23 protein-coding genes are annotated in these 25,290 nt (G+C 64.3%); 12 read left to right on the top strand and 11 right to left on the bottom strand.

Annotation, left to right across the window (positions count from 1 at the left end; all coding sequences use genetic code 11):
* Positions 1–49 precede the first annotated feature (49 nt).
* Positions 50–706: a hypothetical protein gene (locus AQZ49_RS20805; protein ID WP_197411155.1), complete on the bottom strand. Its 657-nt coding sequence runs from the start codon at positions 704–706 to the stop codon at positions 50–52.
* A 269-nt stretch (positions 707–975) separates the two neighbouring features.
* Between AQZ49_RS20805 and AQZ49_RS20800 the strand changes: the two genes are divergently transcribed.
* Complete coding sequence (locus tag AQZ49_RS20800; RefSeq protein WP_067620649.1) at positions 976–1,494, top strand: winged helix-turn-helix transcriptional regulator; 519 nt, start codon at positions 976–978, stop codon at positions 1,492–1,494.
* Here AQZ49_RS20800 and AQZ49_RS20795 read toward each other — a convergent pair.
* A complete protein-coding gene (locus AQZ49_RS20795; protein ID WP_082701963.1) occupies positions 1,484–1,822 on the bottom strand; it encodes a UrcA family protein in 339 nt (112 codons plus the stop codon). The two genes, AQZ49_RS20800 and AQZ49_RS20795, sit on opposite strands and share 11 nt — an antisense overlap.
* 296 nt (positions 1,823–2,118) lie before the next feature.
* Between AQZ49_RS20795 and AQZ49_RS20790 the strand changes: the two genes are divergently transcribed.
* The 6 genes from AQZ49_RS20790 to AQZ49_RS20765 all read left to right on the top strand — a co-directional run bounded on the left by AQZ49_RS20790 (position 2,119) and on the right by AQZ49_RS20765 (position 9,984).
* On the top strand, positions 2,119–2,880 hold the full coding sequence (locus tag AQZ49_RS20790) for a metallophosphoesterase family protein (protein WP_067620687.1): 762 nt from the start codon (positions 2,119–2,121) through the stop codon (positions 2,878–2,880).
* Between the two features lie 102 nt (positions 2,881–2,982).
* Positions 2,983–4,014 (top strand): histone deacetylase family protein, encoded by a 1,032-nt coding sequence (locus AQZ49_RS20785; RefSeq protein WP_067620642.1) that lies wholly within the window; start codon positions 2,983–2,985, stop codon positions 4,012–4,014.
* A 1-nt stretch (position 4,015) separates the two neighbouring features.
* Complete coding sequence (locus AQZ49_RS20780) at positions 4,016–5,365, top strand: APC family permease (protein WP_067620639.1); 1,350 nt, start codon at positions 4,016–4,018, stop codon at positions 5,363–5,365.
* 77 nt (positions 5,366–5,442) lie between these two features.
* Positions 5,443–7,260 (top strand): GGDEF domain-containing protein, encoded by a 1,818-nt coding sequence (locus AQZ49_RS20775; RefSeq protein ID WP_067620636.1) that lies wholly within the window; start codon positions 5,443–5,445, stop codon positions 7,258–7,260.
* 73 nt (positions 7,261–7,333) lie between these two features.
* A complete protein-coding gene (locus tag AQZ49_RS20770) occupies positions 7,334–7,792 on the top strand; it encodes a (2Fe-2S)-binding protein (protein WP_197411154.1) in 459 nt (152 codons plus the stop codon).
* The gene (locus AQZ49_RS20765; protein WP_082701962.1) at positions 7,789–9,984 is read left to right on the top strand and encodes a xanthine dehydrogenase family protein molybdopterin-binding subunit; all 2,196 of its coding nucleotides are present in this window, start codon (positions 7,789–7,791) and stop codon (positions 9,982–9,984) included. Before AQZ49_RS20770 ends, AQZ49_RS20765 begins: the two co-directional genes overlap by 4 nt.
* A gap of 9 nt (positions 9,985–9,993) precedes the next feature.
* Here the strand turns inward: AQZ49_RS20765 and AQZ49_RS20760 are convergent, their stop codons facing one another.
* Both AQZ49_RS20760 and AQZ49_RS20755 read right to left on the bottom strand, forming a co-directional pair.
* Positions 9,994–11,709 carry a methyl-accepting chemotaxis protein gene (locus tag AQZ49_RS20760; RefSeq protein ID WP_067620630.1) on the bottom strand — a complete coding sequence of 572 codons (1,716 nt, stop codon included), beginning with the start codon at positions 11,707–11,709 and terminating at the stop codon, positions 9,994–9,996.
* A gap of 160 nt (positions 11,710–11,869) precedes the next feature.
* Positions 11,870–12,766 (bottom strand): LysR substrate-binding domain-containing protein, encoded by an 897-nt coding sequence (locus tag AQZ49_RS20755; protein ID WP_067620627.1) that lies wholly within the window; start codon positions 12,764–12,766, stop codon positions 11,870–11,872.
* A gap of 96 nt (positions 12,767–12,862) precedes the next feature.
* Here AQZ49_RS20755 and AQZ49_RS20750 point away from each other — a divergent pair, with 96 nt between their 5' ends.
* Positions 12,863–13,741, top strand: a complete 879-nt coding sequence (locus tag AQZ49_RS20750) for an aldo/keto reductase family oxidoreductase (protein ID WP_067620624.1) — start codon at positions 12,863–12,865, stop codon at positions 13,739–13,741.
* A 435-nt stretch (positions 13,742–14,176) separates the two neighbouring features.
* Entirely contained in the window at positions 14,177–15,622 is a 1,446-nt protein-coding gene (locus AQZ49_RS20740) for a hypothetical protein (protein ID WP_067620618.1), read from the top strand.
* Between the two features lie 238 nt (positions 15,623–15,860).
* On the opposite strand, the gene AQZ49_RS20735 is transcribed toward AQZ49_RS20740, so the two are convergent.
* The 5 genes from AQZ49_RS20735 to AQZ49_RS20715 form a co-directional block, all read right to left on the bottom strand.
* The gene (locus AQZ49_RS20735) at positions 15,861–16,280 is read right to left on the bottom strand and encodes a nuclear transport factor 2 family protein (protein WP_067620615.1); all 420 of its coding nucleotides are present in this window, start codon (positions 16,278–16,280) and stop codon (positions 15,861–15,863) included.
* 292 nt (positions 16,281–16,572) lie between these two features.
* On the bottom strand, positions 16,573–17,154 hold the full coding sequence (locus AQZ49_RS20730) for a TetR/AcrR family transcriptional regulator (protein WP_067620612.1): 582 nt from the start codon (positions 17,152–17,154) through the stop codon (positions 16,573–16,575).
* Positions 17,155–17,278: 124 nt separating this feature from the next.
* The gene (locus tag AQZ49_RS20725; RefSeq protein WP_067620609.1) at positions 17,279–18,742 is read right to left on the bottom strand and encodes an NAD-dependent succinate-semialdehyde dehydrogenase; all 1,464 of its coding nucleotides are present in this window, start codon (positions 18,740–18,742) and stop codon (positions 17,279–17,281) included.
* Between the two features lie 102 nt (positions 18,743–18,844).
* Positions 18,845–19,219, bottom strand: coding sequence for a tautomerase family protein (locus AQZ49_RS20720; RefSeq protein WP_067620606.1), 375 nt, complete (start codon positions 19,217–19,219; stop codon positions 18,845–18,847).
* A 74-nt stretch (positions 19,220–19,293) separates the two neighbouring features.
* Complete coding sequence (locus tag AQZ49_RS20715; protein ID WP_067620603.1) at positions 19,294–19,992, bottom strand: glutathione S-transferase family protein; 699 nt, start codon at positions 19,990–19,992, stop codon at positions 19,294–19,296.
* Positions 19,993–20,099: 107 nt separating this feature from the next.
* Between AQZ49_RS20715 and AQZ49_RS20710 the strand changes: the two genes are divergently transcribed.
* The 3 genes from AQZ49_RS20710 (at position 20,100) to cueR (ending at position 23,971) form a co-directional block, all read left to right on the top strand.
* A complete protein-coding gene (locus tag AQZ49_RS20710; RefSeq protein WP_231739355.1) occupies positions 20,100–20,681 on the top strand; it encodes a TetR/AcrR family transcriptional regulator in 582 nt (193 codons plus the stop codon).
* Between the two features lie 555 nt (positions 20,682–21,236).
* Positions 21,237–23,585, top strand: a complete 2,349-nt coding sequence (locus AQZ49_RS20700) for a heavy metal translocating P-type ATPase (RefSeq protein ID WP_082701959.1) — start codon at positions 21,237–21,239, stop codon at positions 23,583–23,585.
* Positions 23,582–23,971 carry a Cu(I)-responsive transcriptional regulator gene (cueR, locus tag AQZ49_RS20695; RefSeq protein ID WP_067620594.1) on the top strand — a complete coding sequence of 130 codons (390 nt, stop codon included), beginning with the start codon at positions 23,582–23,584 and terminating at the stop codon, positions 23,969–23,971. The genes AQZ49_RS20700 and cueR overlap by 4 nt, the downstream gene beginning before the upstream one ends.
* A 366-nt stretch (positions 23,972–24,337) precedes the next feature.
* On the opposite strand, the gene AQZ49_RS20690 is transcribed toward cueR, so the two are convergent.
* Both AQZ49_RS20690 and AQZ49_RS20680 read right to left on the bottom strand, forming a co-directional pair.
* Positions 24,338–24,580 carry a hypothetical protein gene (locus AQZ49_RS20690; RefSeq protein ID WP_231739354.1) on the bottom strand — a complete coding sequence of 81 codons (243 nt, stop codon included), beginning with the start codon at positions 24,578–24,580 and terminating at the stop codon, positions 24,338–24,340.
* Positions 24,581–24,827: 247 nt separating this feature from the next.
* On the bottom strand, positions 24,828–25,290 hold a 463-nt coding region (locus AQZ49_RS20680; RefSeq protein ID WP_067620585.1), incomplete at its 5' end, for a recombinase family protein.

The raw sequence follows: 25,290 nt of genomic DNA, 5'->3' as shown, positions 1-25,290 counted from the left end.
GGTCTTTCGTTGGGATCTGCGTGTTATCTGGGTCTGCCGGGTACGCGGTTCAACCAGGCGCGGCCTCGGCCAGCTTGCGACACAGCGCAAAATCGTCGGCATCGATGCTGGCGGGGCCACCGTTCAGCGCCTCGCGCGCCAATGCGCGCTGGCGATCGATCGCGGCAGCTTGTCCGGCATCGTCAAGTCCGCGCGCGACCAGCAGCCCGTGTGCCGCCGGGCCAAGCCGCGCGGATTCACGCGCCAGCGTGCGCGCCAGCGCGCTGTCGCCATCGCGCGTGGCCAGCACATCGGCATAGACCCCCAGCAAGCCCAGGCAGGCCACCGCATCGGGCGCGGGGCGTGGCGGCACTGCGCCATCCAGATCGCCCAGACAGGCCACCGCCACCGTCGTTGCGCCATCGTGCGTCACGATCCGGGCGGCCTCGATCAGCAGATCGTGCACCGCTTCGCCGCTCAACCCGGTTTCGGCGGCCACGCGTTCGCCCACCTGGCCCATGTAGTGCTTGCCGCGAATCCCCAGCGGCGGCAGCGCCAGCGCAGCCGCATCGCCCCGCGTCTGTGCCACGGCAACCACCGCAAACGCCGCCGCGCAGCGCAGATCGTGATGGTGGCGTTCGGTCAGCGCGGGCACAACCGGCACGGCCGGCCGGGTTTCGGCGCACAGCAACAGGCCCATCAACAGCGGCACGATCGATGAGAACATATTGCGCATCATGCGGCGCCATACCCGTGCTGCGCGCCGACGAAAAGGCCCCCGGATGAACCAGGGATCATCCGGGGGCCAGGATCAGCGTGCCCAAAAAGGTGGTTGGTAAGGGCGTCCGCTGGAGAGGGGGGTGTTCGGTTGCGAATCAAGACTTAAGTTTGTCCGTTGCGGAATGCAACTGAAATTTCCCGCGTCGACGCGGCCCGTCGCACGGCTGTCATATCGGTGCTTATATTTGCCCCGATTGTGGTCTATGCAATGCAGCCATGGACAAGCTGCGTGAACCTCTGTCGTGCCTTGAAGGCTGCGGCCTGCCGTCGGCTCTGGAAGCCATGGGCGAACGCTGGTCGTTCATGATCCTGCGCGCCGCGTTCAACGGCGTGCGCCATTTCGAGGATTTTCTCGATCAGTTGGGCATTGCGCGCAATATCCTGTCAAATCGGCTGGGGCGACTGGTCGAATCCGGTATTCTGATGCGCGAACATTGCGCGGATGACCGGCGCCGGATCGAATATCGCCTGACAGAGAAAGGCAACGATCTCCTGCCGGCCATGCTCGCGTTGCGGCAGTGGGGTGAAAAGTGGTCGCTGGGCGTGCCCTGCAATCCGGTGCTGTGCGATGCGCGTGACGGGTTGCCGATCGCCCCGATCACCATCCGCGCGCACGACGGGCGCGTGGTGGGGCCGGGCGAACTCGTCTGGCGCGACACGGTCGATCTCGGCATGGCCGACCGGGCCCTGTCTGCAGCACCTGAGCCTGCAGCGCCAGAGCGGATCAGCGCCTGACCATTTCCTGCGGTTTTTGGGCGAGGGCCAGCGCGGTGTGCGCTTGCGTCATCGCCTGGTTGTAACAGGCCAGTTGCTGGTCGTCGCCGCGCCAGAATCCATTTTCACCTGACGGGCTGCAGACGATTTCGGCGGCATGTTGCAGCCGGTGTTCCAAGCGTGCGCGACCCTTTGCCGTCGACAGGTCGGCGTTGCTGAAGTGCACCTCCAGCTTGTGCACGGCGATATCGCTGTCGGCGGCACGGGCGGGCGCGGTGGTCAGGGCCAGCGCGGGGACCAGCGCGAGGCTGGCGAACATGGCGCGACGCCATGCGAATGCATGTTGCATGTCGGGTATCCTCTGGTTGCGAAGTGAACGGGCGAAGGCGCGGCGGGGAACCGGCGGGGGCGCGCCTCCAACGAGCCCCCGCCGGTGGCGATTGCGGCACTCGCTCTTTCCGGGGGAGAGTGCCGCGCATCGCTTGATCGTGGTGTGACCGATCCTCGCGCCGGGCGCAGCACCGGCTCGACCGATGGCACAGGCGGGGCGACCGCCGGACCAACTGCCTGGAATCGCCGCCGAACGACATGCCCTGGCAACAACCCGCTTGACCTGTGCGCGCGGGCAACGGCAAGTCGGGCGCGATGATCCGCCTGTTCCATATCAGCGATCTCCATTTCGGGCTGGAGGACACGCGCGCGCTCGACTGGGTGGCCAGGGCGGTGCGCGATGAAGTGCCCGACGGGGTGGTGATCACCGGCGATTTCACCATGCGCGCACGGCCAGGCGAATTTGCCGCCGCCGCGCGCTGGATCGCGACGCTGGGCGTGCCGGTGCAGATCGACCCGGGCAATCACGATCTGCCCTATTTCAACCCGATCGAACGCTTTGCCGATCCCTATCGGCGGTTCCGCGCGCTCGAAGCCTCGATCGAACGCCCGTTGCAACTGGGCCCGCTGGCGATCGTGCGCCTGCCGACCACGGCGGCGGCGCAATGGCGGTTCAACTGGTCGCGCGGCACGGTGGGCGTGGGCGCCTTGCGGCGGACGCTGGCGCAGATCGATGCCATCGGTCTCGATCGCGCGGTGCTGGTGACCTGCCACCATCCACTGGTCGAAGCGGGCACCAAGGGCCGTGCGCTGACCCACGGGGGCAATCGCGCGCTGGCCGAACTGGCCCGGCGCGGCGTGCTGGCGGTGCTGTCGGGCCATGTCCACGATGCGTTTGATCTGATCCAGCAGACGCCTGCCGGGCCGGTGCGGATGATCGGCGCGGGCACGCTGTCGCAGCGGCTGCGCACCACGCCGCCCACGTTCAACGACCTGATGCTCGATCGCGGGCGACTGACCTGTCGCGTGCGGCGGCTTGAAGGCGTGGGGGCAGAGGCGTTTGGCCGCTACAAGTGATCCGCGCCGCATCGTCTGCCAACGCCCGGCTTGCATCGCCGCCACGCAGCGGGCAGTTTCTGTGATCACGCATTCCACAACGACTTTAGCGACAGGCGGGCCATGCTGACCATCTATAGCGACGACCATCGGCTGCATCATGGCGCCGCCGAATTCTATCGCGGGCGGCTGGTGCCCTGTTTCGAAATGCCCGCGCGCGCCGATCAGGTGCTCGACCGGGTGCGCAGCGCCGGGCTGGGGGCGATTGTCGCGCCCGACCGGTTCGATCGCGCGGCGCTGACCCGGGTCCATGCCGACGATTATGTCGCCTTTCTCGAAACCGTGTGGGACGAATGGTCTGCACTGGGCGAAACCGGCGATGCACTGCCTTATGCCTGGCCCGCCACGGGGTTGCGGCAGGATGTGCCGCCTGATCATATCGATGGCAAACTGGGGTTCTATTCGATCGATGCGGCAGTGCCGATCACCGCCGGAACCTGGGCGGCGGTGCGGTCGAGCGCCGATTGTGCGCTGACCGGCGCGCGCCATCTGGCGCAAGGCGGCGATGCGGCGTTCGCCTTGTGCCGCCCGCCCGGCCATCACGCCGGTGCGCGCGCGATGGGCGGGTTCTGCTATCTCAACAACGCGGCGATTGCGGCGCAGCACTTGCGCGATCAGGGTCATGCCCGCGTCGCGGTGCTCGACGTCGATTATCACCACGGCAATGGCACGCAGAGCATCTTTTATGACCGGGGCGATGTGCTGTTCGTTTCGCTGCACGGCGATCCGCGTCAGGAATATCCGTTCTTTCTGGGCTATGCCGACGAGCGCGGCAGCGGCGACGGGCTGGGCGCCAATCGCAACTATCCCCTGCCGTGGGGCACGACAGGCACGCAATATCTGGCCGCGCTCGATGCCGCGATTGCCGATATTGCCGCCTTTGCGCCCGACAGCGTGGTCGTATCGCTGGGGGTCGATACGTTTGTCGAAGACCCGATCAGCCATTTCAAGCTGGAGTCATCCGATTTTGGCGCGATCGGCCGGCGGATTGCCGCGCTGGGTGCGCCGAGCCTGTTCGTGATGGAGGGCGGCTATGCGGTGGCCGATATCGGCGGCAATGTGGCGGCCGTGCTGACCGCCTTCAAGGACGCCTGACATGGACCATGCCGCTGCGCCGGACCGGTTTCGCCGCCAATTGCAACTGGGCGATCTGGTTGCCTATGGGCTGGCCTATATTGCGCCGATTGCGCCGCTGTCGACGCTCGGGCTGGTGTGGTCGGCCTCGCACGGGATGCTGGCGCTGGCCTATCTGCTGGGCGGGGTGTGCATGGCGTTCACCGCATTCAGCTATGCCGCGATGGTGCGCGAAGTGCACAGCGCCGGGTCGGTCTATGGCTTTGCCCGCGCCGTACTGGGGCCGTTTGCAGGGTTTGTCGCCGGGTGGATGATCCTGCTCGACTATCTGCTGATCCCGGCCTTCGTCTATGTGGTGATGGCCGTGGCGCTGGGCGAACTGATGCCGGGGATCGATCGCGGGGTGTGGATCGTGCTGCTGGCGGGGTTCACCACAGCGGTCAACTGGTTCGGCATCGGGTCCACCGCCAAAGTGTCGTTCGGCGCGGTGATTGCCCAGATCGTGGTGATGCTGGCGCTGCTGGCGCTGGCGGTATTCGTGCAACTGCACCACTTCGGTGCGGCCGGGCTGGGTCTGGCGCCGTTCTGGCATGCGCCGTTTTCGCTTGGCGCGGTGCTGGCGGGAACATCGATCTGTGTGATGTCGTTTCTTGGCTTTGACGCGGTGTCGACGCTGGCCGAAGACACCGCCGATCGCAGCGGGCGCACGCTGGGGCGCGCGATCGTGCTGGTGCTGGCGCTTGCCACCGGGCTGTTCGTGGTCAGCGCCTGGGTGCTGGGCAATGCCATGATGGGCGCCCATTTTCGCAGCCTGGATGCCGCCGCCTATGAATTGGCCGGGCAGATGGGCGGGGTCTGGGCGGGGATCGCGCTGGCCTGGGCCTATGCCATCCTGGTCGGGTTCAGCAATGCGCTGCCGATGCAGGTGGGGGTGGCGCGCGTGCTCTATGCCATGGCGCGCGACCGGCAATTGCCGTCTGGTCTGGCCCGCCTGCACCCGCGCCACAACACCCCGCATGTGGCGATGCTGGCCTCTACCGCGGTTTCGCTGGTGGTGGCGCTGTGGTTGCGTGAAGCGATGGATCAGCTTGCCGCATTCGTCAATTTTGGCGCGCTGTTCGGTTTCGCGCTGATCCATGTCTGCGTGATGGTGCATTTTGCCCGCACACAGCGGCGCAATGTGTTGATGCACGTGGTGTCGCCGCTGCTCGGGATTATGGTGGTGCTGGCGATCCTGGCGGGGATGAACCATGCCGCGCTGGTGCTGGGCATGGTGTGGCTGATTGCGGGGCTGGCCTGGTGGCAATTGTGGATCGTGCGGCAGGGCCTGGTCGTGACCGGCGCGGTGACCGATCCCTTTGCCGAGGGGTGATCGGGGATCACCCCCATTATGGTTCAAATACTTGGGTTTTTAATACATTTCTCAGGGGTTTGTGACAAAAACGGGGCATGTTCGGGAATCTTCACTGGCTGACCACTGCCGCCAGGCAGATGGTAGTCCAGGCGCGATTGGCGTTTGCCTCGGGCCTGCTTGGCCTGTTGCTGGTCTTTCCCGCAGCGCTGTTTGCATCCGATGGATCGGCAGACGGCAGTTTGCCGCTGACCGCGTTATGCCATACCTCGACCGCGCTGCCCGCACCCGCGCACGACCACGACGTGCCCGGCGGGTTTTTCTGCGGGGGCCGGCCCGAGGGCTATCAGCACGGCAGCCTGTGGCTTGAGGCCGGCATGCGCGCGGTGTCCGGCAGCGGGCGTACCCCGGTACTGATGGTCCATTCCTCGCGGTATGACCGCTTGCTGGTCGGGTTCCGCTATGCCGATGGGGCGATGGCCTGGCAGGGCGTGCGCAGCGGCGATTATTCCGGCCATTGGCGGCTGGGCGGGCAGGTCGGATTTGAGGCACCGATGCGCGATGCGCGGCTGACCGGGGTAGTACTGCGGTTCGATCGGCTGGCCAGCGCCGAAGTCCTGCGCATGCGCCTGGTCCGGTCCGACGTGTCGGATCTGCAGACCATCGCGCTGGCCAGCCTGATCGGCGCGGCGTTGATGTTGCTGGTGATCGGCGCGATCTACAACTTTGCGCTGGCGGTCGCCGCGCGCCGGGTGTTCCCGATGCTGCAGGGCATGTGGTCGGCGGTCCTGGCGCTGTGGGGTGTGATCTGGTCGCAACTGCACTTGTTCGTGCTGCCGTGGATGGCCGGGACGCTGTCGTCGCAAGTCGACACGATGCTGGCACTGGCACTGCTGATGCTCACCGCGCTCAGCCTGATCAGCGCGCTGGAGCCGGGCAAAGTGCCGCGCTGGATGAACCGGCTGGCGGTGGTGCTGGCGGTCATGGTCGGCCTGTTGGGCCTGCCGCTGGGGTTGATGCGATCGGGCGCGATCGATCAACTGGCGATGGCGGTGGCAGTGCTGTTCGCCGTGCTGGTGGTGGTGATCCTGGCCTGTCTGGCAATCGCCTGGCGGCGCGGCAGCACGGCGGCACGCGCCTTTGCCGGTGCCTGGCTGGTGCCGCTGCTGGTGATGAGCCTGACCGGATTTTTCGATCTGGGCGACGTGCTGTGGGGCGGCGGGGAACAGATGCTGGTGCTGCTGTCGGGCGCCTGGCAGACGATCTGGCTGTCGGTGGCCGCGACGCGCCGGTTCAACCTGATGCGTCACGAACGCGATGCCGCGCTGGCGGCAGAGGCGCTGGCGCAGGAACAGGCGCGACGCGATTCGCTGACCGGCCTTACCAACCGGCGCGGGTTTGTCGAACGGATCGCGCCGCTGCTGCGCGCGCATGCCGACCGCGCGCAGATCGCCGATGGCGACAGCACGCTGGCGCTGCTGCTGCTCGACATCGACCAGTTCAAGACGGTCAACGACAGATATGGCCACGATGTCGGCGATCACGTGCTGGTCACCATCGGCCAACGCCTGCAACGCTGGGACGCACCGGCGCAAGTGGTGGCGCGGCTGGGGGGTGAGGAATTCGCGGTGATGGTGTCGGGCATGGGCCTGTTTGCCGCGCGCGCGCTGGCGGAAAGCATGCGCCAGGCGATTGCCGCGTGCGATCACGGCGCAGCGATCGGCCAGAATGACATCACTGTCAGTATCGGTCTGGTCATGGCGCGCCCCGGCGACACGTTTGCCACGCTATACCGCGCGGCCGATGCCGCGCTCTATGTGGCCAAGCACCAGGGCCGCAATCGTGTGGTCATCGGCCATACCACCGGCACGCCGGCGCGCGCGGCGGTGCTTCCGGCGCAGGCGGAGCGCGGCTGACGCCAATCCACTTGTGTGCACGACCAGTCCTTATATGCTACTTGTCAACGATGCGGGACACAGGAGCATGCCAATGGCGATCGAAGCCCAGGTGAATGGGAAGCCGGTCACTTTTCACGTCGATGACGATACGCCGCTGTTGTGGGCCCTGCGCGAGGAGCTGGGGCTGACCGGCACCAAGTTCGGCTGTGGCATCGCCGCCTGCGGGGCATGCAGCGTGCATGTCGATGGCGCGGTCATGCGATCGTGCAGCGTGCCGGTCGGCACCATCGCAGGCAAATCGATCACCACCATCGAAGCGCTGGGCAGCGCCGACGCGCCGCATCCGTTGCAGGTGGCATGGATCGCGCACCAGGTTCCCCAATGCGGCTATTGCCAATCGGGCCAGTTGATGGCGGCGGCCGCGCTGCTGGCGACCACGCCCCATCCCAGCGACGATCAGATCGACGCGGCGATGACCAACATCTGCCGCTGCGCCACGTATCCGCGCATTCGCGAGGCGATCCATGCCGTTGCAGGAGCAGGCGCATGAAACTGCAACGCAGATATTTCCTGATCGGTGGCGCGGCCCTGGTCGGCGCCGGGGTGTTTTCGGTGTGGTGGAGCGACAAGGCGGCCACCGCGCGCGCCGAGCGCCTGACCACCGGGCCGGGCCAGAGCTCGTTTGCCGGCTGGCTGAAGATCGCCAACGACGACACGGTCACGATCTATTCGCCGCACATCGATTTCGGCCAGGGCTCGCACACCGCGCTGGCGCAGATGCTGGCCGACGAACTCGATGCCGATTGGGGCACGGTGCGCGTCGAACAGGCACCCGCCGACTATGCCTTTGGCAACACGTCGATCGCCAAGCTGTTCGTGCCGACGATGTCGGGGCATCCCGATGTGATGAAGCGTCTGCCCGATCCGGTGTTTTCGCTGCTGGCGCGCAATGTGCCGTTGCAGATCACCGGCGGGTCCTCGGCGATTCGCGGTACCGGGCAATACGGCATGCGCGTGGTTGGCGCAGCGGCGCGGCGCGCGCTGCTGGCAACCGCGGCAGACCGGCTGGGCGTGCCCGAAACCGAACTGACCGCAGCGAAAGGTCGGATCACCCATACCCGCACAGGCAAAGTGCTGCGTTATGGCGAATTGGCCGAGGCGGCGGCGCGGCGCGACTTGCGCGATGCGCCAGCGCTGAAAACGCGCGACCAGTATACCTTCATCGGCAAGCCGATCGATCGCTTCGACATTCCGGGCAAAGTCAACGGCAGCGCGCAATACGGCATGGATGTCATCCGGCCCGACATGCGCGTGGCCACCGTGATCGCCGCGCCCGTGCGCGGCGGCAAATTGCTGTCGGTCGATCATGGCCCGGCGATGGCAGTCAAAGGCGTCGAAAAGGTCATCGCGCTCGACGATGCGGTGGTGGTCGTGGCCAGTGGCTATTGGCCCGCGCTCAAGGGCGTGCGCGCGCTTGCGCCGAAATTCAGCGATGGTGGCCATGGCCATCTCGATACGGCCGGTATCTATGCGGCGCAGGCGCAACTGATCGCGCAAGCCAAGCCCGACAACCATTATGGCGCGGGCGATGTTGCCGCTGCGCTCCATGCGCCGGGCGCGCGGGTGCTGCATGCGGAATATCGCGTGCCGTTTCTGCATCAGGCAGCGATGGAGCCCTTCGCGATGACCGGGCACCACGCCGATGGCAAGCTGGAGGTGTGGGGCGCAACGCAGGACCCGCTTCAGACGCGCAATCTGCTGGCGCAGTTTTCCGGGCTGTCGATCGACAATGTGACCTTTCACCCGATGATCATGGGCGGCGGTTTCGGGCGGCGCTTTCCGCCCTATACCCAGATCATCGAACAGATCGCGCGCGTGGCGATGCAGGTCGATCATCCGGTCAAATTGATCTGGTCGCGCGAGGAAGATGTCAAACAGGGCGCCTATCGCCCGCAATCGCTGGGCCAGTTGCAGGCCGCGCTGGGCCACGACGGCACGATCACCGGCTGGCAGACCGACTATGCCCAGTTTGCCGATGCCGAAAGCGAAGTGGTGTTTCCCTATCGCGTCCCGGCCACCGCGCGGCGCCATTTCAAATATATCTCCAACCAGGTCGATGCGTACTGGCGCTCGGTCAATTCCACCCAGCACGGATTCTATAACGAAAGCTTCATCGACGAACTGGCCCATCTGGCGGGCGCCGATCCCTACCGGTTCCGCCGCGCGCATCTGCCTGCGGGCGGGCGCCATCTGGCCGTGCTCGATGCTGTGGCCCAGCGCAGTGGGTGGGGCACGCCGTTGCCATCGGGCACCGGCCGGGGCATCGCGCTGGTGGAAAGCTTTGGCACGATCTGCGCACATGTGATCGAGGCGAGCGTCACACCCGACGGCACGCCCAAAGTGCATCACGTCTGGGCCGTGGTTGACTGTGGCACCACGGTAAACCCGCGCAATGCGCAGGCCCAGGTGCAGGGCGCGGTGCTGATGGGCCTGTCCACCGCGCTTGGCGAAGCCATCACGCTGACCGGCGGCGCGGTCGATCAGAGCAGTTTTCCCGACTATCCGGTCCTCAAACTTGCCGATGCTCCCCCGATCGATGTCCATTTCATCGAAAGCGATGCCCCGATCGGCGGCATTGGCGAACCCGGCCTGCCGCCTGCGGCACCCGCGCTGGCCAACGCGCTGTTCGTCGCCACGGGCAAGCGTATCCGCCATCTGCCCATCGCGGGGCAATTGGCCTAGCCGTTCGGGTCAGGCGCGGCGACGCATCGGCACCACGGCGTCTGCGCCGTGGTCCTGCGGCAAGTTGAACTGCGCGACCAGGCTGTCGAGCCGGTTGGCTTCGTCGGCCAGGCTGCGCGCGGCGGCGTTGGCCTGTTCGACCATCGCGGCGTTTTGCTGGGTGGCCATGTTCATCGTGCGCACGGTGCTGTTGACTTGCTGTAGGCTGGAGGCCTGCACCCCGGCCAGATTGGAAATGCCCGCGACCAGCCCGGACACTTCGGTCACTTGCGCGGAAATGCGTTCGAACACCGCGCCGGTGCGACCGACCAGTTGCACCCCGTGCACGACTTCCTGCCCGCTGGCGGTGATCAGGCGTTTGATGTCTGCGGCTGCTTCGGCAGAACGTTGCGCCAGCGCGCGTACTTCGTTGGCCACCACGGCAAAGCCCTTGCCCGAATCACCGGCACGGGCGGCTTCGACCCCGGCGTTGAGCGCCAGCAGATTGGTCTGAAATGCGATGGCATCGATCACCGTCAGGATCTGGGCAATCTCTTGCGCCGATCGTTCGATGCCGGCCATCGCTTCGACCGCTTGTGTCACCACATCGCGGCCTTCGCTGGCCTGCGCTTCGGCCTGGCCGATCGCGGTGTTGGCCGCACTGGCACCATCGGCGGTTTGGCGCACGCCGCTGGTAACCTGGTCCAGCGCGGCAGAGGTTTCCTCGATATTGGCTGCCTGTTGCTCGGTGCGCTGGGCCAGATCGTCGGAGGCCTGGCGAATTTCCGCCGCCCCGCCGGTGATCCCCGCGCTGGCGGCATTGACCGACGCCATGGCCCGCCCGATGGCCACCATGGCATTGTTGAAATCGCGCTTGAGATTGGCAAAGCGCCCCACCAGATCGGCCTCGACACGCGCCGCCAGATCCCCACGGGCCAGGGCACCGAGCGCCTGGCCGATGCTCGACACGATCAGTTCCGCCTGGGCTTCCATGGCCTGTTCGGCACTGGCCAGTTGATCGCGGAACATGGCCATCGATATCGCCATTTGCCCCACTTCGTCGGTGCGGTCGATATGCGGGATGGCATGGCCGGTCTGCCCGGCGGCCAGCCGCTCCATCGCGTTGCGCAGATCGTGCAGCGGCATCACCACGCTGCGCCGGATCATCACGAACCCGGCACTTGCCCCGGCCAACCCGGTCAGCGCGGTCGCCACCAGCAACAGAATCTGGGCAAACCGCGTTGATTGCGCTGCAGAGGCGCGCAAGTCGGCCACTTTGTGGTCGAGTGCCTCGATGCTCTGATCGGCAATCTTTGATGCGGCTCGTTCCGCCGGGCGCACGACGTGATGGAAATCGTCGAGCGCTCCGCCGGTATCCCCGCTCAGCGCCTTGGCGGCGGTGGTTTTCAACGCATCGACCACCTGGTGCTGCCCGGTAAAGAATTCGGGTGGCACAAAGCTGTGATCGGGCTGCGTTGACAGGCGTTCCAGACCCGATGCCATGGCCTCGATGCGCTGGTCGAACTTGGTGGCGATCTTTGTGCGTTCGTCGCTGTCGGTCTCGGTAATCAGGTTGAGCGCGTCGCGTTGCAGCGATCGACTGGTCGAGCGCAATTCGGCCAGGGCTATTGCATCGGTCTGGGCCGCCATCGCCGAGGTATTGGCCTGTGCAACATCGATCTGGGTCCACAGCACCACACCGGCCAGCGCGCAAAGCAGCAGCATGGACAGTGCCAGCGGTGCCATCAACCGAGCCGTAATGTTGCTTGAAATCATGGTGGATCGGCCATTCGTTGGGATATTCTGCCCATCCAGGCTTATCCGCCGCGCTTTAAGATCGGTTTTGCCGCGCAATGAGGGCAAATGCGCAAGATGGGCGGATTTCTCGTTTGCGCGACAGGAACAATTACGCGGCTCGCGTGAAATCGATAAAGGCCCGCAGCGGCGGGGGCACCTGCCGACGACCGGAATAGTACAACTTTGGGCCGGTGAAGGGGGTGGTCCAGTCATCCAGCAGCACCTCCAGCGCGCCGCTGCGCAAATGCGGGGCCAGCCAGTCCTCGAACAGACAGATCACCCCGAGCCCCGCCAGGGCCGCATCAAGCAGCAAGTCGCAGGCCGATCCGGGCTGAACCAGCAGCGGCCCGGGTGGATCGAGGCGCAGTGTTTCGTCGCCTTTCTCGAACTCCCAGATCGCCGTCGCGCCGCTGGAAAAGCGCAGGCGCAGGCAGGCATGGCCAAGCAAGTCGCGCGGGTGCAACGGGCGCCCGCGCGCGGCGAGGTAGGACGGCGCGGCGGCAGTGACCAGGCGCTGTGTGCGTGGCCCGATCGGCACCGCGATCATGTCCTGCTCCAGCCGTTCCTCATAGCGGATGCCGGCATCGGCGCCCGAGGCGAGGATGTCGACAAAGCTGTCCTCTACCACCACCTCGACGCGAATGTGCGGATGGGCGCGCAGGAATGGCGGCACGATGTCCGGCAGCACGGTTCGCGCAACATTGGCCGGGACATTCAGCCGCAAGGTGCCCGCCGGTGCGTTGCTGTCGGCGTGTATGGCATCAAGCGCGGCACCGATCTCTGCCAGCGCGGGCGACAGCCGCGCCAGCAATTGCGCACCCGCCTGCGTCGGCGAAATGCTGCGCGTGCTGCGGTGGAGCAGCCTGACGCCAAGCCGCGTTTCGAGCCGCCGCAGCGCTTCGCTCAGGCCCGAGGGCGATGTGCCTGAAATGCGCGCGGCCTCGCGAAAACCGCCAGCGCGCGCCACCGCGACAAACGCGGACAGATCATCGAGTTCGATGGGCATTGTGCAAAATTCCGTACAGCCTGTGCCGAATGGAATGGATTATCGATCACGGCCGGAAAGTCCATCATACGGACCTGCCCTTCAAGGAGACCCACGATGACCAATCTTGCCGCAGCCGGAACCTTCCCCCTTGCCGACCAGGTGGTGCACCGCATGGGCTATGGCGCGATGCAACTGGCCGGGCCGGGCGTGTTCGGTCCGCCGCGGGACCGCGATGCTGCCCTTGCCGTGCTGCGCGCCGCCGTCGCCGCCGGGGTCAACCACATCGATACCAGCGATTTCTACGGCCCGCATGTCACCAACCAGATCATCCGTGAGGCGCTCCATCCTTACGCCGGTGATCTGGTGATCGTCACCAAAGTCGGCGCGGTGCGGGGCACGGATGGATCGTGGCTGCCTGCGCAAAGCCCGGATGCCCTGGCCCAGGCGGTGCACGACAATTTGCGCAATCTCGGGCTCGACCGGCTCGATGTGGTGAACTTGCGCCTGATGGGCGATATCCACGCCCCCAGCGAGGGATCGCTGGAAGCGCCGTTTTCAGCGCTGGCCGCGCTGCGCGAACAAGGCCTGATCCGGCACCTCGGGCTCAGCAACGTCACTGCCAGCCAGGTGGCCGAGGCGCAGGCCATTGCGCCGGTCGTCTGTGTCCAGAACCACTACAACCTGGTCCATCGGCACGATGACGCGCTGATCGATGTGCTGGCCGGGCAGGGCATCGCCTATGTGCCGTTCTTTCCGCTTGGCGGGTTCAGCCCGATCCAGTCCGATGCGCTGTCCGACATCGCCAGCGGCCTGGGCGCGAGCGCGCTGCAAGTGGCGCTGGCCTGGCTGCTGGCGCGCGCGCCCAACCTGCTGCTGATCCCAGGAACATCCAGCACGGCCCATCTGGCGGAAAACCTCGCTGCGGCGCAGCTTGCCCTGCCGGATAGCGTTAAGGCCGCGCTCGACGCGCTGGTTCAGGCTGGATCAGACTGAAAGGCGATCGATCGCCGCGCATGCCGCCGGGAGTGCCCCGGCGGCAAAGTCGGGGATGTTCAGCCCTTCGATGCGCAAGCATTCGACATCGGTGATCCAGATGAAGCCAAGGTGCATTGGCAGAGGGTCTGCACCGCGCAGGCGCACCTGTGACCAGCCCCGGTGATGACCGGGCACCATGTTTACGCGGACATTACGGCGAACACCACGTTCAATCTCGTATCTTTATACCCTCGCCAATAGAGGGATTGCCTCATCAAGGGATGTGGCAATGTGCCGCTGGCACCACGACGGAATGGCAGATTTGGGATCGGGGCGGTGTGGCATGATGCCATGTGGCACGTCCTTGCCCTCTTGCGAACGCGTCAGGCCGCGATCCGGGCAGAGCCTTCCGGACAGCATCCCGCACCGACACCCCGAACCCGGAGCGCTGCTGTGACCGAACCCGATCTACATTTCGTGATCCCGACTTATCGCCTGCGCGATGTCGGGGAAACGGTCGAAGCCTATGACGAGAATTTCGCCCGCAGTGGGCAGACCGCGCCGATCATCGTGTTCGATGACAGCTCGGTCGCCAATCACGACAAATATTTCGGATCGCTGGAGGCAACCCGCACCACCAACGAGCTGTGGTATGTCGGGCCTGCGGAAAAGGAACAGTTCGTCTCGTACATCTGCAAGCGCCTGCGCGACCGCAAGCTCGACGTGCTGGTGCGCAACTTGTTCCGGCCGAGCTATGGCGGCAACCGCAATTTTACGCTGATGTACACGCTGGGCGATCTGATGGTCAGCGCCGATGACGACATGCGGCCCTATGCCCTGATCGAGGACAGCCCCGAGGCGCTGGGCCAGAACGAGATCAGCCGGGGCAAGCTGATCCCGCGCGGTGCCAACGGGCACACCCGAAAATCCTATGACATCCTCGAATCGTTCCGCGATATCCTGGGCAAGACAGTGGCAGAGGCCCCCGCCAATTATGACCAGGGCGAACTGGTGATCGACAGCGCGATGGATCTGGAATCCAACACCTCGCTCGGTTTCGCGCGCGAAAACGCGCTGACCCTGCAGGACGGGCGCCTGCCGCGCGGGGCGGTGGTGAAGATGGCGCAGACGTATCGCACCGGCACCAACGACATCGATGCGGTCGACTACGTCGACATGTTCCTCGACGCCCCGGACGAAGTCGACGCCGAGCGGCTGAACGATACATATGTGCTGGTGAATTTCCGCCCCTGCCTGACCAACCTCAACTGGCGGATGGATTGCGGCGTGGCCGGCTATGACAACCGCACGGGCCTGCCACCGTTTTTCCCGACCCGGCTACGGTTTGAGGACTATATCTATCGCCTGTGGGTGCAACAGCCCAACATCGTCGCCGCGCATGTCGATTCCGCTCAGACCCACATCAAGAACAGCTACATGCGCAACCCGCTGGCATCCGAAGTGTTCAACGAGGCGATCTGCGGCCTGCTGAAGCGCAAGATCCGCACCAGCCTGAAAAAGACCGACGAATGGTCGATCACGTTCGACTACGACGGTTCGGTCTCGCTGGAAGACAGCGAACAGATCCTCGACAGCGCCCGCGCCCTGCACGCCCGTGTGCTGCAACGCATGGCCGATGCCCGGTCGACCGAGCGACGCGACGCGCTCGGCCATTTCGCGGCCGGACTGTCGCGGACATTCTATGATTTCGAACCCGATTTCTTTCAGCAGAATGTCAGCCGCATGGTCGATGACGAAGTCGGCCTGATCCGCTCCTCGCTCGAAATCTGGCCGACACTGCTCGAAATCGTCTATTTCAAACGGCACTGCCGCAACCTGCCCATGCGCCGCGTCAGGAACAAATCATCGCGATCACCCCTGATCCGCCCGGCGGCCTAAAGCATTGTGCGATAAACGATGCGAAAACAAAGACTCCTACAGCAAGCAGAGCCTCTCGGCCCCACCATCCTTGACACGGTTGCGTGGGCCAGATTTCGTTTGTCGCACAGACGGACCAGCCAGCGCTTTTGGCGCCAGTGCAACGGCCGATCGAGGCCGGTGTCCTGTGGACACCGGCCTCATCTCGGCGGGGGTGATCAGCGGGCGATGTGCGCGCGGATGCCCCCGTAAGGCGGGGTTAGACCGCGATCCGCCGCTCATCCGCAGCGATGGCAACATCGTTGATGCTGGCTTCGCGGATGCGCATCAGCCCGTCGTCGCCGAATTCCCACTGTTCGTTGCCGTGGCTGCGCCACCATTGGCCGCCGGCATCGCAGGATTCATATTCGAAGCGCACCGAGATGCGGTTGTCATGGAACGACCACAGATCCTTGCGCAGGCGATAGTCGCCTTCCCTGGCGAACTTGGCGCGCAGGAAGGCCTTCACGGCTTCACGGCCGGTCAGGAATTCGCTGCGGTTGCGCCAGACGGTGTCTTCGGAATAGGCCAGCGCAATGCGTTCGGGGTCGCGGCTGTTCCAGGCATCTTCGGCGGCTTGCACCTTCTTCAGCGCGGTCTCGCGCGTGAAGGGAGGGCGAATATCGGTTGGCTTGATCATGGTTACACCTCCTGCTCAATGGCTTGCGCCGTGCGTGGGAGGCGTTCGGGATGTGCCTTCCCCGTGGCGTGAGTAGAGATATACAGACTAGTCTGTCTAGGTCAATGGCCTTTTTTTGCAGGCCATGAATCTTTGTGCCCCGGACCGGCTTATTCCCCCTCACCCATCCACCAGACCATGCCGGATCGGACGCTCCGCCGCGGACAGGACCGCATGGCGCGCCTGGGCGCTGCGGCTCGAGCAGCAACTGGGGGGGACCCTGATCGCGCGGGCCCATCGCAGCGTGAAGCGCCTATTGCGGGCAGGCGCTCTCGATCAAGCACCGGGCGATGGTCTTGGCTTGTTGAGCCGCATCGCTCAGTCCGCGAACTTGCGCGGTGACGATGGCGCCTTCCTTCAACAGCGCGAGCTGTTCGGCCAGTTCGTCAGGCTTTGCCGCGCCCGCCGCCCGCGCCAATTGCGCCAGATGATCAACAATCCGCTTCTTGTGTTCGGCCGCGGCGCAGTGAATGGGGTGATCAGGATCATCGAATTCCCCGGCGGCCTTGATAAACGCACAACCGTGAAAGCCAAGCGCCGCCATCGCGCGGCCGTTGAACCAATCGTCCAGCGCGTCGAACATCCCCAGCATCTGGTCGCGCGGGTCACGGCCGGGCTGGTCCATGGCGGCGGTCAGCCAGGCGCGGAACCGTTCGTCGCGCAGGTCGATGACCGCCAGGATCAACTCGTCCTTGGACCGGAAATGCTTGTAGAGCGTCATCTTGGCAACGCCCGCCTCGGCCAGCACTTTGTCGATCCCGGTCGCGTGAAAACCTTGCGTATAAAACAGCCGCAACGCGGTCTCCACGAGCCGTTCGCGGGGGGATTGGGTCACAAGCAGACACTCCAAATATACAGAACGGTCTGCATATAGTGAGGGCTCGGCGCCAGTGCAACCCCGACACATTTGTCCCACCGACCGACCGACGGGAAGCCAGCGAACCAGCCTCCCGCCATGGTCACAGTCCGCCAAGGCTCAGATACTTGGTCTGCATGAACTCCGCGATCCCGTGGGTAGAACCTTCACGGCCGATGCCGCTGTCCTTCACGCCGCCGAAAGGGGCGACTTCGGTGGTGATGATCCCGGCGTTGATGCCGACCATGCCGCTTTCAAGCGCGCTGGCGACGCGGAAGGTGCGCGCCAGATCACGCGTATAGAAATAGGCGGCAAGGCCGAATTCCGATCCGTTTGCGGCGTCGATCGCGGCTTGCTCGTCGCTGAAGCGAAACAGCGCGGCGACCGGGCCGAAGGTCTCCTCATCGGCGATCAGCATGTCCTGCGTCGCATCGCGGATGACGGTCGGTGCGAAGAAGGTGCCGCCCAGCGCATCGCGTTGTCCGCCGGCGAGCAACACGCCACCTTTGGCCAAGGCATCATCGACATGCGCCTCGACCTTGCGCACCGCCGCGGCGTTAATCAGCGGACCCTGGGTCACCCCATCGTCAAAGCCGTTGCCGACCTTGAGTTGCTTGACCCGCTGGGTGAAGCGTTCCGCGAAGGCCTCGTAAATGCCGTCCTGGACGTAGAAGCGGTTCACGCACACGCAAGTCTGGCCGCTGTTGCGGTACTTCGCGGCAATCGCGCCTTCGACCGCCTGATCGAGATCGGCGTCATCGAAGACGAGGAACGGCGCATTGCCGCCCAGTTCCATCGACAGCTTCTTCATCGTCGCGCCCGACTGCTGGTAGAGCAACTTGCCGACGCGCGTGGAGCCGGTGAAGGTCAGCTTGCGCACCAGGGGGTTGGCGGTCAGCTCGCCGCCGATCGCGACGGCGTCACCCGTCACCACATTGATCACGCCACCGGGGATACCGGCCTTTTCGGCCAGCACCGCCCACACCACCCCGCAATAAGGCGTGAACTCGGACGGCTTTACCACCACAGTGCACCCAGCCGCCAAAGCCGGTGCGATCTTGCGCGAGAGCATCGAAAACGGGAAGTTCCAAGGTGAGATCGCCGCGACGACCCCGACGGGCTCGCGCAGCACCAGGATCTGGCGCCCTTGCCACGGCGATGGCACGATCTCGCCGTTGATCCGCCGCGCTTCTTCGGCAAACCATTGCACATAGTTCGCGCCAAGCAGGATTTCGCCGCGCGCTTCGGCCAATGGCTTGCCTTGTTCCAGCGTCAGCATGGCTGCGAGGAGGTCGGCGTTGTCGCGGATGATTGATGCCATGCGGTGTAGGGCGTTGGCCCGCTCGCCCGCCAGCAACGCGGACCAGCTTTTGAAGGCAGCCTGTGCCGTTTGGATGGCCGCCGTTGTCTCGGCGGCGCCGGACCATGCGATCGTGCCGATCTGCCGGCCGGTCGCCGGGTCGGCAACGTCATAACGACGCCCGTCGTCGGCATCGCGCCATGCGCCGCCGATGGCGTTCTGTTCGCGAAGCCATCCCTCGGCTTTCAGCGTTGCGAGGATATCCATGCGATTGTTCCTTCTGTCGATGGGGGTGGGGCCGGGTGAGTCATTCCCGGCCCGCGGTCTTTCCGGACGATGGACGGCAACAATGGCTCGCCGTCCGATGGCTCACCACGGTTCGCCGTTGCCGAACGACCAGTCCTCGCGGGCAACGAAGACCATGTTGATCATGATGTCGTCGGGTCGGACCGAGAGCTTGCGCTTCAGTTCGTCGGCGATGAACCGGTAGAACGCGAACTTCGTCTCCCGCGCATTGCCGACCGTGCTGGTCACCTGGATCAGGATGAAGTCGGGGGATCGGCTGAAGCCCAGGAAGTCGGGATCGTAGATCAGGTTGTCGGCCTGATGCTCGCCGACGACGACGAAGCGGTCGCCGTCAGGCGCCTTCAGGACATCGACGATGCCGCGATAGACGATATCGGCAATGGCGGAGCGGTAACTGGCGGGTTTCCCCTGGACGAGATCGATACGGGCAAACGGCATGATAGCCTCCTTGGATTTGCAGTGCGGGGGATTTGCAGTGCGGGTTGAGCATCGGTTGATGCTGGCGGCGCGGGTCAGGCGCGGTTGTCCAGTTCGGGGACGCCGCTGTTGCGATCGGCATAGGCGGCCAGGAAGGTCGGCCGACCCAGCCAGCGCTGCCAGAAGGCGTCGATATGCTCGAAGCGCTCGTCGAGCGGCGTGGCATTGACCGGGAACTTGGAGAACGCGATCGCCGTGGCCAGCGTGATGTCCGAGAACGTCGGCGCATCGCCGCCCAGCAGCCAGGCGCGCCCATCCGCCAGATGCCGGTCGACCAGCCCCGCATGCGCCAGCGCCACCTTGCGCGAATGCTCACCCCAGGCAGGGTTGCTGGTCAACTCCAGCTTGGGGCCCAGGCCCTGGTGCAGCACGTGGAAGGCGGTGACGATCGGATAGAGGATGTGCACCCAGATCCGGTTGTCCCACATCTGGTCGAGGCCGCGCTCAAGGGCGGTGGCGCCCATGATCTTGCGGCCCTCGAACGTGTCGTCGAGGTAGCGCGCGATGGCGGCGGTCTCACTCAGAAACGAGCCGTCGGCCAGAGCCAGCGTCGGGGTTTCGCCCCAGGGGTTCATCTTGAGGTGCTGCCAGCCGCGCTGTTGACCGCCGGGTGTCATGTCGTAGACCGTCTCGGCGAAGGCATCGGCGATGCCTTTCTCGTGCATGAAGATGCGCAGACGCTGCGGATTGGGGAATGCCGAAGGAGAGGTGAAGAGGGTGAGCTTGTCGGTCATGGGGTGTCTCGCTTGGTTTGAGCACCACCTGCCTGCCAGATGGTAGGTGTCGTTTACGACTCGAATCTTGCCTGGTCAACCCCTATCTGTCATATGGCAGGTGAATCATGAGCAAGCAGGATACGATGAAAGAAAACGCGAAAGAGGCGATCCTCACGGCAGCGCGCGAAGCCGCGATGGCCTATGGCTATGGCGGCCTCAATTTCCGCGATCTGGCGGAGACCGTCGGCATCAAGGCGGCCAGCATCAACTACCATTTCGCCAACAAGGCGGCGCTCGGCGCGGCGGTGGCGCGGCGTTATTGGCAGGACATCGCCGCCGATCTCGAGGCGATCGCGGCGGCGGCATCCGATCCGCTGGAGGCGTTGCGCCGTTATCCGGACATTTTTCGGGCGTCGCTGGCGCGCGAAAACCGCATGTGCCTCAGCAGCTTCATGGCCGCCGAGCATGACGAATTGCCCGAGGCCGTGCTCAAGGAAGTCCAGAGCTTTGCCGACGTTAATGTCGCGTGGCTGAGCCGGCAGCTCACGGCGGCGGGCATTGTCAGCGCCGAAGAGAGCGCGGACCGCGCCTTCGCGATCTATGCGGCCGTGGCGGGCGCGCAGGTGATCGCCAGGAGCCGTGCGGCCATCGCCCTGTTCGATACGCTGATTGCGAGCTATCGCGCGGCAGGGCTGCTGCCGGGTTAGATGGCGCTCCCGGAGGCTCCATTTGCCATCGGGCGTTGTCGACACCGGCCACCATCCGCAAAGCAACCCCGAACGGCCCATGGGAGGCCTCGAAATCACCAGTGGCCGACTGGCAGACCTGCTTGGTGGAAGCGATGCTTTTTATCCCGCAAATCCAGCCGCAATCAAATTGTGGGATAATTTTTATCGCCCACCATTCAGATGAAGAATGCCCCGCTCGTATGGCGGCCTTGAGCCAACCCCCAACGGGGGGGGCGAACCAACAGGAAGTCTTATCGTTTGGCAGACGGCATGGCTTCGTCAAAAACCATAGTCTTTTCACATCCAAGCTGATCGGGCGGAAGGTCCTGATCCGAGACTTAACCGCCGTTCGCTGACCGGCTCGAGAACGTCGGTTCCAGCCAAACACCGGACATTCCTGTTGTCCGTGAACGAATGACCGCGACGGGAATGGCCGGCCGGTGGCCGACGGATGGGTTAATTATGGACCCGACTGACTTCGGGCTTGACCTTAACATGATGTCAGACCCCATCATGATTCGCATGGAGTCCCGTATGACCAGCAACGTTCACGCGCAGCATCAAAGCGACGACAATCAGCATGTCGACCGAGAAAATGGCACCGTCAAGGATCCGGTCTGCGGCATGACCGTCGATCCGACGAAGACCGCACATCACGCCGATCATGCTGGCCACAGCTATCATTTTTGCAGCGCAGGCTGCCGGAGCAAATTTGTCGCGGCCCCCGAAACCTACCTCAGCGACCAGCGTTTGTCCGAGCCGAAAGCAACACCAGGAGTAGTTTGGACATGCCCCATGCATCCCGGCATTCGGGAAGGCGGTCCGGGAACTTGCCCAATCTGCGGCATGGCACTTGAGCCGGAAGACCCGACGCTCGACACCGGCCCGAACCCAGAACTCACCAATTTTACCAGGCGCGTCTGGGTGGCGGGGGCGCTAAGCGTGCCGTTGCTTGCGATTTCGATGGTGGCCGAGATGCTCGGCATGAGGTTCGTGCCACCGACCTATTCGCCCTGGATCCAACTTGCGCTCACCGCACCCATCGTCCTGTGGGCTGGTGCGCCATTCTTTCAGCGCGGCTGGACGTCGATTCGCACGCGTAACCTCAACATGTTTACGTTGGTCTCGCTCGGCGTCGGGGCTGCATTCGCCTATAGTCTTCTGGCCACGATAACGCCTGGATTGTTCCCGACCTCTTTTCGCGTGCACGGGGTCATGCCAGTCTATTACGAGGCGGCCGGCGTGGTCGTGACGCTGGTGCTGCTTGGGCAGGTGCTCGAACTGCGCGCGCGCGCGGCGACCGGTCGAGCGATCCGCGCGCTGATGGATCTCGCGCCAAAGACGGCGCGTCGGCTGCGCGGAGATGGCAGCGAGGAAGAAGTTCCCCTTTCCGAAGTTGCGACCGGCGATAAGCTGCGCGTGCGTCCCGGTGAAGCTTTGCCGGTCGATGGTGTGGTGGTCGACGGCCGATCGTCGGTCGATGAAGCGATGCTGACCGGCGAACCGGCACCAGTGCTCAAAGAGCACGATGCTGTCGTGACCGGTGGGACGATCAACGGCACCGGCTCGCTGGTGATCGAGGCCCGTGCAGTGGGCGCCAACACCGTGCTGGCACGGATCGTCAAGATGGTGGCCGAGGCACAGCGCAGCCGCGCGCCGATCCAGGCGATCGCCGACCGTGTGTCGGGCTGGTTTGTGCCCCTGGTGGTTGGAACCGCGATCCTAACCTTCATTGTCTGGAATCTGGTCGGGCCACAGCCGCGCTTCGGTCATGCGTTGCTCAACGCCATTGCAGTGCTGATTATTGCATGTCCCTGTGCGCTGGGGCTTGCCACGCCGATGTCGATCATGGTCGGCACTGGGCGCGGCGCGCGGGCCGGGGTGCTGATCAAGGATGCCGAGGCGCTTCAGATGATGGCCTGCGTCGACACTCTGGTGATCGACAAGACCGGTACGCTGACCGAGGGGCGCCCGAAGGTAACGGCGATTGAGCCCTGTGACGGCTTTAACAAAGATATAGTTCTCTCGGCGGCCGCTGCCGTGGAGAGCCAATCCGAGCATCCGCTGGCGCACGCCATTGTGGGTGCCGCACAGGAAGCAAAGCTCGAGGTGGGTTCGCTTGAGCAGTTTGAATCACAAACCGGGTTGGGCGTTTGCGGGCAGGTCGATGGCAAGCATGTGGTCATCGGCAATGCCGCCCAGATGCGCCGGATTGGTGTCGATCCGAGGCCCTTGGCCGAAGCCGCCGAGCGCTATCGCCACGACGGCGCGGGCGTGATGCTGGTCGCAATCGAGGGCAAGCTCGCCGGACTGCTCGCGGTAGCCGATCCACTCCGTGAATCCGCGCGCGACGCGATTGCCGCACTCAAGGCGGAAGGATTGCGGATCGTCATGCTAACCGGCGACGCCGAAGGAACCGCGCAGGCGGTGGCCAAGGCAATCGGCGGGATCGACGAGGTCCATGCCGGGCTCAAGCCCGAAGACAAGGCGCGGATCATCGGCGAGTTGAAGTCAAAGGGTGCCAAAGTCGCGATGGCCGGCGATGGCATCAATGACGCGCCTGCGCTCGCAGCCGCAGATGTCGGTGTAGCAATGGGCACAGGCACGGATGTCGCAATCGAAAGCGCCGGGATGACCCTGACCAATGGCGATCTGGCTGCGATGGTGCGGGCGCGCCGTCTGGCATGCGCGACAATGCGCAACATTCGGCAGAACCTCTTCTTTTCCTTCGTGTTCAACGGAATCGGTGTCCCGATAGCGGCAGGCGTGCTCTATCCGGTCACGGGCTTGCTCCTGTCACCGATGATCGCGGGGGTGGCCATGGCGCTGTCAAGCTTCACCGTCGTGACCAATGCGTTGCGGCTGAATAGGGCAAAGCTATGAATATCGGACAGGCATCGCGGACGAGCGGCGTCTCTCAGCGGATGATCCGCCACTATGAAACGATCGGTTTGATCCCGCCGCCTGCCCGCCGGGACAGCGGCTATCGCGATTATGCCGATGCCGATCTACACCGCCTTCGCTTTATCGCAAATGCACGCGATCTAGGCTTCCCCATCGACGAAATCCGCTCGCTGCTGGGACTATGGAATGATCGCGACCGCCAGAGCATGGATGTGAAGCGACTCGCCCTGGCGCGTGCCGATGAACTTCATCGCAAGGCCCTTGCGCTGGAGGCGATGCGAAAGGCGCTGCTCGATCTCGCTGAACAATGCCAAGGCGACGAGCGGCCGGGCTGTCCGATCATCGACGCACTCAATACCGCCTGAGGTATCCAAACACACCCCGAGGTTTGCCGAGATAGACATTCACATTCGCGGCGCTGATCACGTCGCTGCCGCCCGTCGCGCGCGCTCATTTGGAGGCTTCCCGCAGAGTTCTGCGACTTTCCGAGCGAACTATCGGCACCAGACCGTAGCATGGAACCGTAGAAGACACGCTGAGAGGACCGTCTTGACGACGATCCCCCAGTGTTTTCAACGCTTTGAAAAGCGGTGGTGCCCAGAAGAGGACTCAGAGAAGGACTGTGATTGGAGTCCTCATCGATTTCCGAGATAAGTCCTGCTTTTTCAATGGTGGTGAGTTCGAGTGCCAGAAGAGCACCCGAACCTATTGTCCCCGCTGTGACCTCATCGTCAGCCATCGACCGTCTTTCCGATGGTGAGGCTGAACTTGGCGAACTCTTCCTCGATCTCTGGATTACGTGTCAGGATGACCTCACCCTCGTGCTTGCTGTGCAGACTGATGGACCAGAACGGCTCGCGCATGAGGCGGTTGATGTCGATTTCCACGCGTTCGCCGCCGATCTCGATCATCAACCAGACGGTCGCGTTGACGATCTGCAAACGGCCAGTTGAACCTTGGTCAGGATGAGGCAACAAGGTTTTCTCCATTATTTATGGGCAAGCTGGACGACCAACACGGGAGACCGATTGAGATGGATGAGCCGGACGAGCATGACGATTGTGAGGATGAGGCTTGCCCAATCTGCGATGGAGCGGAGCTTTCGCCTGAGTTCGTCGCAATGCTCAATGCGGCTGCGGAACAGCCGGGGACGGTTTATACCCGAGAAGAGTTTTCTGCGTGGCTCGATAGTCTCTAGGCGCATCGACGGTTTTCTGCGATTTAGGCGGCCATCTTCTGCTTGATGCGGTGGACGGTGCCGACGCCGCATTTGAGCTTTTTTGCCGTTGCGTTGATCGAAGTCCCCCTGCCGAGTTCGCGGCGGATTTTCTCAGCCTTGTCGGGATCGATGGGCGGACGCCCGGGTTTCTTGATCGAACGGGCCAAGCCAGCCATGATGCGTTCGCGCAATATCGCGCGTTCGAACTCGGCGAACACAGAGAGCATTGAGAACATCGCGCGGCCCGCGCTGGTCGATGTGTCGAGCCCCTGCGTATGCAAATATAGATCGACGCCGCGCTCATTGATCTCATTGAGGAAGCCAATGAGATTTTGCAGTGAACGTCCGAGACGATCCACTGACCAAACTGCGATCAGGTCGATCTCACGGCGGGTGACCATCTGCATCAATCGGTCGAAGGCTGGGCGTTGTTCCCGTCCCTTTGCGCCGCTGATCCCTTCATCG

Source organism: Novosphingobium sp. FSW06-99, from assembly GCF_001519065.1.
In the GTDB taxonomy this organism is placed as follows: domain Bacteria; phylum Pseudomonadota; class Alphaproteobacteria; order Sphingomonadales; family Sphingomonadaceae; genus Novosphingobium.
Note: the sequence above shows the minus strand (reverse complement) of the source record. Positions and strands in the feature narration are given on the sequence as shown.

Excerpts from the sequence above, each read along its gene's own strand:
- AQZ49_RS20805 (WP_197411155.1), bottom strand. The coding sequence starts at position 706 with ATGTTCTCATCGATCGTGCCGCTGTTGATGGGCCTGTTGCTGTGCGCC.
- AQZ49_RS20800 (WP_067620649.1), top strand. The coding sequence starts at position 976 with ATGGACAAGCTGCGTGAACCTCTGTCGTGCCTTGAAGGCTGCGGCCTG.
- AQZ49_RS20795 (WP_082701963.1), bottom strand. The coding sequence starts at position 1,822 with ATGCAACATGCATTCGCATGGCGTCGCGCCATGTTCGCCAGCCTCGCG.
- AQZ49_RS20790 (WP_067620687.1), top strand. The coding sequence starts at position 2,119 with ATGATCCGCCTGTTCCATATCAGCGATCTCCATTTCGGGCTGGAGGAC.
- AQZ49_RS20785 (WP_067620642.1), top strand. The coding sequence starts at position 2,983 with ATGCTGACCATCTATAGCGACGACCATCGGCTGCATCATGGCGCCGCC.
- AQZ49_RS20780 (WP_067620639.1), top strand. The coding sequence starts at position 4,016 with ATGGACCATGCCGCTGCGCCGGACCGGTTTCGCCGCCAATTGCAACTG.
- AQZ49_RS20775 (WP_067620636.1), top strand. The coding sequence starts at position 5,443 with ATGTTCGGGAATCTTCACTGGCTGACCACTGCCGCCAGGCAGATGGTA.
- AQZ49_RS20770 (WP_197411154.1), top strand. The coding sequence starts at position 7,334 with ATGGCGATCGAAGCCCAGGTGAATGGGAAGCCGGTCACTTTTCACGTC.
- AQZ49_RS20765 (WP_082701962.1), top strand. The coding sequence starts at position 7,789 with ATGAAACTGCAACGCAGATATTTCCTGATCGGTGGCGCGGCCCTGGTC.
- AQZ49_RS20760 (WP_067620630.1), bottom strand. The coding sequence starts at position 11,709 with ATGGCACCGCTGGCACTGTCCATGCTGCTGCTTTGCGCGCTGGCCGGT.
- AQZ49_RS20755 (WP_067620627.1), bottom strand. The coding sequence starts at position 12,766 with ATGCCCATCGAACTCGATGATCTGTCCGCGTTTGTCGCGGTGGCGCGC.
- AQZ49_RS20750 (WP_067620624.1), top strand. The coding sequence starts at position 12,863 with ATGACCAATCTTGCCGCAGCCGGAACCTTCCCCCTTGCCGACCAGGTG.
- AQZ49_RS20735 (WP_067620615.1), bottom strand. The coding sequence starts at position 16,280 with ATGATCAAGCCAACCGATATTCGCCCTCCCTTCACGCGCGAGACCGCG.
- AQZ49_RS20725 (WP_067620609.1), bottom strand. The coding sequence starts at position 18,742 with ATGGATATCCTCGCAACGCTGAAAGCCGAGGGATGGCTTCGCGAACAG.
- AQZ49_RS20720 (WP_067620606.1), bottom strand. The coding sequence starts at position 19,219 with ATGCCGTTTGCCCGTATCGATCTCGTCCAGGGGAAACCCGCCAGTTAC.
- AQZ49_RS20715 (WP_067620603.1), bottom strand. The coding sequence starts at position 19,992 with ATGACCGACAAGCTCACCCTCTTCACCTCTCCTTCGGCATTCCCCAAT.
- AQZ49_RS20710 (WP_231739355.1), top strand. The coding sequence starts at position 20,100 with ATGAGCAAGCAGGATACGATGAAAGAAAACGCGAAAGAGGCGATCCTC.
- AQZ49_RS20700 (WP_082701959.1), top strand. The coding sequence starts at position 21,237 with ATGACCAGCAACGTTCACGCGCAGCATCAAAGCGACGACAATCAGCAT.
- cueR (WP_067620594.1), top strand. The coding sequence starts at position 23,582 with ATGAATATCGGACAGGCATCGCGGACGAGCGGCGTCTCTCAGCGGATG.